The organism is Nostoc sp. DedQUE07, assembly GCF_034530975.2.
GTDB lineage: Bacteria > Cyanobacteriota > Cyanobacteriia > Cyanobacteriales > Nostocaceae > Nostoc.
On the sequence record NZ_JAVRCC020000102.1, the window covers coordinates 1 to 9,432 of the forward strand.

The window sequence follows — 9,432 nt, forward strand, 5'->3', positions numbered from 1 at the left end:
CGGGGAGGGGAGACAAAGCATAGCTTTGGCGGGGTGGGGTTCTTCGGGTTTAATAAGTAATCAAGCGGACATGATATGATAACTGATAATTTTTATGTCATCTCTAAATCAATACGTTTGGCTTAAGGATAATTGGTCTTTCAAGACGCGATTTATCGCGTCTTGACATCAGGGTTTTGTTGCTGACTCTAAACTGTATTTATCTCTAAACAGGTCGGAAACGATCGATCTCGCCTCCGGTCAAGTTTGCGTAATACAGATTACCATCTGGGCCAGTAGTGATTTGTGTAGGCAGTCCGAGATTAGGCCTGTCTGTTTGGGAAGCAAACCGCTTAACTGAGGTAACTTTACCTTGACTATCTAATATCAAAGCATCGATAGTTCCTTGACTGAAATCACCAATGAATAAGGCACCTTGATAGATTGCAGGGAAAGTATTACCTGTGTAAAAGTCACCCACCAGGATCGAATTAGAACCAGAATGCTTGTAAGTGTACAGTGGTTCTGTAACAGATGAGCCACTATTATAGAAGGCTTTTGCTGCATCTAAATTAGCGTAGACTGGTTGTTTCAGACTGACGACATTACCATTTGCATCAAGTCCACCTTCATAGAATGGCCAGCCAAAGTTAGCTCCTGGTTTTCCGATATTCACCTCTTCGTAAGTACCGAAGCCAACATCACCAATTACGGGAGTATTGGTCTTTTTATCAATTGTGAAACGGAAGGGGTTACGCAGACCGTAGTCATAAACTTTGGAAATATTGCTATTAGCGTCACCGTTGTAGAAAGGATTGCTTGATAAGCCTTTACCAGTAATCGGGTCAATCCGCAAAATCTTGCCGGATAAATTATTCTTATCCTGGACGCGAATTGCTCGGGGATCTACTCCATTGTAGGAAGTACCATCTCCTAAGCTCACAAATAGAGAACCATCAGTACCAAAACGCACAGAACCAACTGAGTGAGATTCACTATCATTGGCGATAAAATTCTGGATATTTTGGACTTTATCGAGATTATTCAGATAATCCTGCAAGCTGGTAAACGGCTTACCAGTATCTTTGTTGAGAATTCCTGATGGTGCATAGCCAAGTGAAACATTTGTGCTATTTCCATCTGGGTGGCTGATATTTGCCCAAGTGCCATTTGTGCCGAGTAGTACAACTTCGCTGCCAGCGATCGCAGTAGTGTAATTAGTATTGGGATCGGCTGTAAAGCGAGTTAGGCGTGCAGTCCGATTCCCATTCTGATCGGGATCGTCCAATGTGCTATTGGGATTATTCTTAGAATTGCTTGTATTAGTTTCTGGTGGATCGTAGGTATACAACAGGTAAACATAGTTGTTGCCGTTTGGACTTTTACCAAAATCTGGATGTACGGCAATGCCTAACAGACCGCGATCGCGCGTATCATTTACCTGTCCGCGAATATCAGTAAATGGTGTTGATAATAAAGTACCGTTTTTCATGACTCGCACTACCCCATTTTTCTGGGCAATGAACATACTGTTACCATCAGGTGCCCATTCAAAAGCTGTGGGTTGATTCAAACCAGAAACTACTGTATCTAAAGCAAAATTACCAGAGTCATTATCAATAATAGTGATACTTGTCTGTTGATTAGTTAACTGCACTCCAACTGGGTTACTGAACTTCAAAGCAAATGTTTCATTTGATTCCCCAACATTGTCATTCAGAATGGGGATAACAATGGTGTTGCTGGTTTGTCCGGCTGCAAAACTCAAGCTTCCAGATACAGCCTGGTAGTCAGATCCAGCTTTAGCAGTTCCATCTTGGGTTATGTAGTTGACGCTAGCAGCCGCCGAAGCATTGCCCCGTGTAACTGTCACCTTAGCAGTACCGTCACCCTCATTAACTACTGGCTGGCTGAAATCGAGGCCGGAGCGATCGTTGTCTTGAATTGTAATTGAGAGAGTTCTTTGGACTCCTAGTGTTGCCCCCTCTGCCTGATCGATGACAAAATTAAAGCTTTCATCTGGTTCTATCGAGGAATCATCATTGATCGGAATCGATACCTGGGTGCTACTTTGTCCCGGCGCAAAAGTCAGTACTCCAGCACTTTCAACGCCTTCACTGCCATAGTCAACTCCTTTTGTAGCAGTATTAGCTATAGTTGCATATTTAATTGAAGATGTACTACTTAAATCTCCAGTTCTAATTAGTTTGACGGTAACACTACCACTGTCTTCGTTCACAGTCATCGAAGACGAGCCTAAGGTGATAGTGGTCGGAAGAACTGGTGAATAAAGTTGAGACTGAGGAATGATTTCCTTCGCCTGAGAGGCGCTTGACCAACGCAGTTGAGAAACGGCATTGGATTTATTTTCATAGTACTCAAGTTTAATATCGTACTTTTGACCTGCAACTAATGCGATCGCGCCACTGGATTCGGTGGCAGGTTGATCGATAAACTGATTGATGATTTGTTGACCATTCACCCACAGTCGCACACCATCATCAGCAGTGGTGTAGAACTTGTAAGTTTCGCTGTACTTGGCTTCTACCTGACCTGTCCACCGCGCTGAGAAAGTATCTGCATCAATCGAGGGAGCGGGAGAATCAGCGCGCCAGTTAAAGTTCACCGTCGGATCTGTAGTAGTTACCTTCAGGTTAGTGAAGTCGATGTTGTCGTAGTACTCTCCTTTGAGTCCATTGCCACTACTAGGTGTGCTGACATTACTATACAGTTGGGACTGGGGAATGATTTCCTTCGCCTGAGAGGCGCTTGACCAACGCAGTTGAGAAACGGCATTGGATTTATTTTCATAGTACTCAAGTTTAATATCGTACTTTTGACCTGCAACTAATGCGATCGCGCCACTGGATTCGGTGGCAGGTTGATCGATAAACTGATTGATGATTTGTTGACCATTCACCCACAGTCGCACACCATCATCAGCAGTGGTGTAGAACTTGTAAGTTTCGCTGTACTTGGCTTCTACCTGACCTGTCCACCGCGCTGAGAAAGTATCTGCATTAATCGACGAATCGGGAGAACCAGCGCGCCAGTTAAAGTTCACCGTCTGATCTGTACGAGTTACCTTCAGGTTGGTGAAGTCCATGTTGTCGTAATACTCTGCCTTAAGTCCATCTCCCTGAGAGAGTAGGCTAGACCGAGCAGAAATATTGGTTTGTCCTTGGTCAATACTTTCTAGAGATGATTTAGTAGTAATTACTGGACTTACAGATGTTGATAAGTTTTGATTTGATGCCATAATTTAGTGTTTCAGGATTAATTTCACATTAAATATTCCAACAAAAAATGCCTCATGAAGCTTGATATAAATATACTGATAAGCTAATAATTGATTAACTTATAAAGATATATTCAGTAATTACTAATCATGAATAATTAATTGAAGAATATATTAGTCTTTGTTAGTTTTTGTTTTCTTTCAAAAAATTACTGAATTCTTGAGACTTTCTAAATTTTATTGATGTGCAAATGCATATCAGCAAGGCAAGCAGTGCTTAAGAAAGCAAATACATGCGTAATTAGTCAAATGCAATAACTTTACATAGATTACTTAAGTATTCTTTTAGTGCTTACACATTTGACAATAGATGGCGGTGTTATGTCTATCTTCTGTATGGAACTTTGTTTAAATATTCATATTGATCTATCCTTTTTTAAAGGAATATAAAAGTTTTGATGATATTTAAATAAAAAATGCCAAAATACCGGATAATCTAATGTGCTTATCGACAAATTTATTAACTATATAAAATTTGTATAAAGAAAAATTTTAATATTTAAAGATTTGAAAAATTAATATTTATTTATACTTCATTTTGACTATTACTTTATCTCTTTGTTACCAGAACCAGCATAAATTTAGTAATAACCTAAAATCAGTGGAACAAAAACTTTTGCAAAAGCCTCACCATTCATGCATTTAAGCTAGAGAACACAATCCAATACTGCTCGGTTATACCATTTCTTTGTGAAGCTGCATATTTTACCCCCCTCTAGTCCCCCCTTGCCAAGGGGGGACTAGAGGGGGGTCTTATTATGTGCATCTTCATACAGAATTGGTATTAAAGGCAAAAGGGTAAGCAGAAAAGGATTGGAAGGCTCGATATATAAAGTTTTTTTCCCTTTAACCTTTTCCCTTCCCCCCAAAACCCTACTCTTTCGTTCATTTACAAAAGTTTTCAATTTACTCTAAGTCAGAAAAATTACAAGTTTGACGTTGTACATTCCCACTTTCCCCTAGACTAAGGGCAGCAACCTTGTTCAAACTGGCTGAGGAAAGTGGACTTTGACTGAGACAAACAATTTAAACTCTACCATCCAGAATCTCTCGCGCAGGGAATTGCGAGATTTAGTGCGGACTCAGCTGCAAATGCTCCTGGAAGCAGGAGACTTGCAAGGAGCAAAATCAATTCTTGTACCCGTGCAGCCTGCGGATATCGCCGAGGCGATTGAGGGTTTACCAGAAGCGATGCACGCTTTGGCTTTTCGCTTGCTTTCTAAGGATGAGGCGATCGAAGTTTATGAATATCTCGACTACAGTGTTCAAGAACGGTTAATTGAAGAACTTAAAAGCCAGGAAGTCTGCGATATTGTCGATCAAATGTCGCCGGATGACCGAGCTAGGTTATTTGATGAATTACCGGCAAAAGTCGTCAATCGCTTGCTAGAACAACTGAGTCCAGCTGAACGTCAAGCTACAGCCCAACTATTGGGTTATGAAGCTGATACAGCTGGGCGAATTATGACACTAGAGTTGATCTCGCTGAAAGAAAATTTCACAGTATCTCAAGCTCTAGAGCGAATTCGCAACTTAGCTAATGCCAGTGAGATGATTTATTATCTTTATGTCATGGATGCGGCAAGGCGCTTGACGGGGATTGTATCGTTGCGGGAATTAGTAACGTCTCAGCCTGAGCAAATTATTGGCGAAATTATGACCCGTGATGTGGTGTTTGTCTACACTGATACGGATCAAGAAGAAGTTGCAAGATTAATCCAAAGATATGATTTTTTGGCTGTACCTGTAGTAGATCGAGAACAGCTTCTAGTAGGTATTGTGACGGTGGATGATGTAATTGATATTCTGCAACAAGAAACCACCGAGGATATCTATGCTTTAGGTGGTGGTGTGCAGTCGGGGGGCGACAATTATTTTCAAATGAATTTGCTGGAAATCGCTCGGAAACGGGTTGTCTGGTTATTGGTCTTACTTGTAACCAATACCGTTACAGGCACAATTATTAAGTCGCAAGAAGATATTTTAGCAAAAGTGGTGACACTGACGGCCTTTATTCCCTTGTTGACTGGTACTGGGGGTAATGTAGGCGCTCAATCTTCCACAGTGGTGATTCGCGGGATGAACACCGATGAAATCCGATCGCGTGGTGCATTACAGGTAATCGGCCGGGAAGCGATCGCAGGTGCATTATTGGGAGCAATGTTAGGTACAATCGCTACTGTCTGGGCTTATTTTCTGCAAGGACGATTAGAAGTAGCGATCGCTGTCGGCACTAGTTTGGTAGCTATTTCTATTTTGGCTTCGATCTCCGGTTCAGCACTGCCATTTCTATTTCGCTATCTGCGTTTAGATCCGGCATTAATGTCAGCACCGTTCATCACCACAGCAGTTGATGTTGTAGGTGTTTTGATTTACTTCAATTTGGCGCGGGTAATTTTAAAGTTATGAAAAGAGTCATTGGTCATTAGTCATTGGTCATTAGTTATTAGTAACGGACAAAAGACAAATGACAAAAGACAAAGGACAAATGACTAACTTAACTTTTACAATTCTGATTCCGTATCTGGAGCAACAATTTCGCCAGTACCCAATTGCAGTATCATGTCCTGGTCAGTAATCAATCCGCTAAGTTCCTTCACTTGTAAATTCATGTCTTCACAAGCTTGTCTAAGTTCTCTGGCAAATTTGTTGAGGTCTTGACCATAGCCACATTGATAAGCAGCAGTTTCAATCCCTTGCTGGGCATTTGCTCTAGCACAATCTACTAGTTCTCTGCCATTCAATGGTGTAGGAGATGCCATAGACGTAGTTATTATTTATTAAATGTTTTCTGCTAGATAGACTATCAATATTCCCACATTTACTCATCCCTCCAATGGAAGACCATCAGGGTATAATTAGAAGTAATTATTTTTTTCTCATTAGTCATTAGTCCTTTATTCAAAGTGAATAATCAATGACCAATGACTAATGACTAATGACTGAATTTTTCACTTAACCATTGACAACATCTCCACCATTGACATGTAGCACTTGTCCAGAGACATAAGAACCATCATCAGAAGCTAAATATACGTAGCTAGGAGCAACTTCTTCTGGTTGTCCGGCTCGTTCCATTGGTACTTGTTTGCCAAAAGTTTCAACTTTCTCTTCGGGGAAAGTTGAGGGAATTAAAGGTGTCCAGATTGGCCCTGGCGCGACAGCATTAACGCGAATTCCTTTGGATACCAAATTTTTTGATAAGGAGCGAGTAAAAGCAACGATCGCACCTTTTGTAGAGGAGTAATCTAGTAGTTGTGGACTACCTTTATAAGCTGTTACCGATGTGGTATTGATGATAGCACTGCCCGTTTGTAAATGCTTGAGTGCAGCTTTAGTCATGAAAAACATTGAGAAGATATTAGTGCGGAAAGTTCGCTCTAGTTGTTCTTCACTGATTTCTTCAATGCTTTCTTTCGGATGTTGTTCAGCAGCGTTGTTGACGAGAATATCAAGTTTGCCAAACTCACCAACTGTTTGTTGTATGGCTTGCTGACAAAAAGTTTCGTTGCCAATATCACCTGCAATCGTTACTGCACGACGCCCTTGTTTTTCTACCAAATGTTTTGTTTCTTTGGCATCATCGTGTTCGTTAAGGTAAAGAATAGCTACATCTGCACCTTCTTTTGCAAATGCGATCGCAACAGCACGACCAATCCCACTATCTGCACCTGTAATCAATGCTACCTTATCTTGTAACTTACCACTACCGCGATACTGAGCATCATCTGCTTTGGGTTTTGGTGTCATTTCTGATTCAACACCTGGTGTTTCTTGTTGCTGTGGCGGTTGTAATTTTTGCTCTTTTTTCTCTTTTGGTTCTTTTGATTTAGCCATCTGTTTTACCTTGGTAATTGAATATTGAATGGGTATTGAAAAAGGGTAATTGGGCAGTAGTTACACTCCATCTTTCTCCTATCCCCTATTTCATAACTAAACCTTGGATCGAAAATTCAACCCAAGGTTTATTTTTTGCTTTGACTTTCACTAGCCATTTGCAATTTTAGGCATTTCTATCCTGGATGTTTGCCAAACTTACTTATTCAAGCAACTCTACGCAATTTATATTACTTACATTATTTATCCTCACGCCTGACCATGAAAAAAAGTACACAACTCTAATGTGATGAAGAATTTCTCTTTTTCACCTGCTTTCAAGTTAACTATTATATTGCTGTACTTTATCGCCCCCTAGAGGTAAAGTATGCTGCAATTAGCTCAACCTTAAGAGGGAAAAGAATTAAAGAAGTCGGCGATTTGTGGGTTGCTATAGCTCGATCGATCCTTGCGGACTTCCGGAAATTTTTTACAAAACTACCTGAATCTTGACACGGCAACTATACATCGTCCAAAAGGGTGCTTGGTGCGCTACATTGAGATCATTAGAGGGCATGGGTTATGGCAACATTAAATATTTCCGAGTTAGAACAGGTTGAAAAGTTTCGCCACTTACAATTAACCCTGCGCGAACGCTGGAAAACGAGCGAAATATTTGACAATAGTGAAGCGGATATTTTAATTATTCCCTCCTTGAGTCTTGACCAGGGAGAACTCCAAAAGATCGAAGGCTGCGAGCATTATGAAGAAAGATTACTATTTTCGTTAATTCGGTTGCGGAATCCCCGAACTCGACTGATTTATGTAACATCAGTACCGCTGCATCCGAGTATCATTGATTATTATCTGCAATTGTTGCCAGGAATTCCCTTTTCTCATGCTCGCAATCGCTTGCTGTTACTTTCTACTTACGATTCCTCTTTTAAGCCTCTGAGCCAAAAGATTTTAGAACGCCCCCGCTTGCTAGAGCGGATTCAGAAATCTTTGAGGCTAGACAAATCATTTATGATCTGCTACAACTCTTCGCACTGGGAAGGCGAATTGTCTTTAAAATTGGGTGTACCACTGTATGCGGCTGCACCAGATTTACAAATTTGGGGAACAAAAAGTGGCAGTCGGGAAATCTTCAAGGAAAGCGAAGTACCGCATCCAGATGGCAGCGAAAAAGTTTGGAACCATACAGATTTGACAGAAGCTACCGTTGATTTGTGGGAACGGCAACCAACATTAAAACGGGTAGTAGTAAAACTTAACGAGGGCATTTCTGGCGAGGGAAATGCATTGTTGGATCTCAGACCGATTGAGAATTTAGCACCAAACACTGGTACTCATGCCGAAAGGATAGCAGCAATTAGCGATCGCTTATCAACGATGCGCTTTCAAGCAAAACAAGAAACTTGGGATAGTTTTTTGGGAAAAATGCCTGAGTTAGGGACAATTGCTGAAGCATTCGTGGAAGGGGAAATTAAGCGATCGCCCAGCGTTCAAGGACGGATCACTCCCCAAGGCGAAGTGGAAATCCTGTCAACTCACGACCAAATTCTCGGAGGCCCAGACGGTCAGATTTATCTTGGTTGCAGCTTTCCTGCTGATGAAAGATATCGATTGCAATTACAGCAATTGGGACTTCAAGTTGGCAAAAAGCTAGCAGATAAAGGCACTTTAGAGCGGTTTGGTGTAGATTTTATCGCCGTTGACAAGGGTAATGGAGACTGGGATATTCAGGCGATCGAAATTAACCTGCGTAAAGGCGGTACAACGCATCCATTCATGACCCTGAAATTATTAACGAACGGCCGCTATGACCTTTCCACGGGTTTATTTTATAGTCAACAAGGTCGTCCAAAATATTACATTGCCACTGATAATCTGCAAAAAGAGCGCTATCAGGGATTATTACCCAATGATTTGATGGATATCATTGCTCACCACAGACTGCACTTTGACAGCGGTACAGAGACGGGTACTGTGTTTCATCTTATGGGCTGCCTTTCGCAGTTTGGCAAGGTGGGATTAACCAGCATCGGTGATTCACCGCAACAAGCACGAGATATTTATAACAAAGTTGTCAAAGTTCTGGATGAAGAAACCCGCAACGACAATCGTGATTTCTCGGCATTTTCAGATTATTCCTTTCCTGTAGTTTGGGATGAATTATAGTTAAAAAATGTCGTTTGCAACACATGATAGGGGCACAGCAATCCTCGTGCCCCAATGATATTATATTCGGCTAATAAGTTATATATAATTCAACGTGAGTTCGATGAACCTCTCCCCAACCCCTCTCCGAGGCGGAGAGGGGCAGAAATATTTTTAGT

5 protein-coding genes are annotated in these 9,432 nt (G+C 41.3%); 2 read left to right on the top strand and 3 right to left on the bottom strand.

The window, feature by feature from the left end:
• Window positions 1-205 precede the first annotated feature (205 nt).
• Window positions 206-3,238: a PA14 domain-containing protein gene (locus RMZ95_RS33800; RefSeq protein WP_409884514.1), complete on the bottom strand. Its 3,033-nt coding sequence runs from the start codon at window positions 3,236-3,238 to the stop codon at window positions 206-208.
• Window positions 3,239-4,285: 1,047 nt separating this feature from the next.
• Between RMZ95_RS33800 and mgtE the strand changes: the two genes are divergently transcribed.
• On the top strand, window positions 4,286-5,686 hold the full coding sequence (gene mgtE, locus RMZ95_RS33805) for a magnesium transporter (protein WP_322674071.1): 1,401 nt from the start codon (window positions 4,286-4,288) through the stop codon (window positions 5,684-5,686).
• Between the two features lie 95 nt (window positions 5,687-5,781).
• Here mgtE and RMZ95_RS33810 read toward each other — a convergent pair whose 3' ends face one another.
• A complete protein-coding gene (locus RMZ95_RS33810) occupies window positions 5,782-6,039 on the bottom strand; it encodes a hypothetical protein (RefSeq protein ID WP_094352695.1) in 258 nt (85 codons plus the stop codon).
• Window positions 6,040-6,232: 193 nt separating this feature from the next.
• A complete protein-coding gene (locus tag RMZ95_RS33815; RefSeq protein WP_322682775.1) occupies window positions 6,233-7,114 on the bottom strand; it encodes an SDR family oxidoreductase in 882 nt (293 codons plus the stop codon).
• Between the two features lie 561 nt (window positions 7,115-7,675).
• On the opposite strand from RMZ95_RS33815, the gene RMZ95_RS33820 reads away from it, so the two are divergent.
• Window positions 7,676-9,274 carry a peptide ligase PGM1-related protein gene (locus RMZ95_RS33820; RefSeq protein ID WP_322682774.1) on the top strand — a complete coding sequence of 533 codons (1,599 nt, stop codon included), beginning with the start codon at window positions 7,676-7,678 and terminating at the stop codon, window positions 9,272-9,274.
• Window positions 9,275-9,432 lie beyond the last annotated feature (158 nt).

What these genes read in the sequence shown, in the direction of transcription:
- RMZ95_RS33800 (WP_409884514.1), bottom strand. Translation starts at nt 3,238, where the DNA reads ATGGCATCAAATCAAAACTTATCAACATCTGTAAGTCCAGTAATTACT.
- RMZ95_RS33810 (WP_094352695.1), bottom strand. Translation starts at nt 6,039, where the DNA reads ATGGCATCTCCTACACCATTGAATGGCAGAGAACTAGTAGATTGTGCT.
- RMZ95_RS33815 (WP_322682775.1), bottom strand. Translation starts at nt 7,114, where the DNA reads ATGGCTAAATCAAAAGAACCAAAAGAGAAAAAAGAGCAAAAATTACAA.
- RMZ95_RS33820 (WP_322682774.1), top strand. Translation starts at nt 7,676, where the DNA reads ATGGCAACATTAAATATTTCCGAGTTAGAACAGGTTGAAAAGTTTCGC.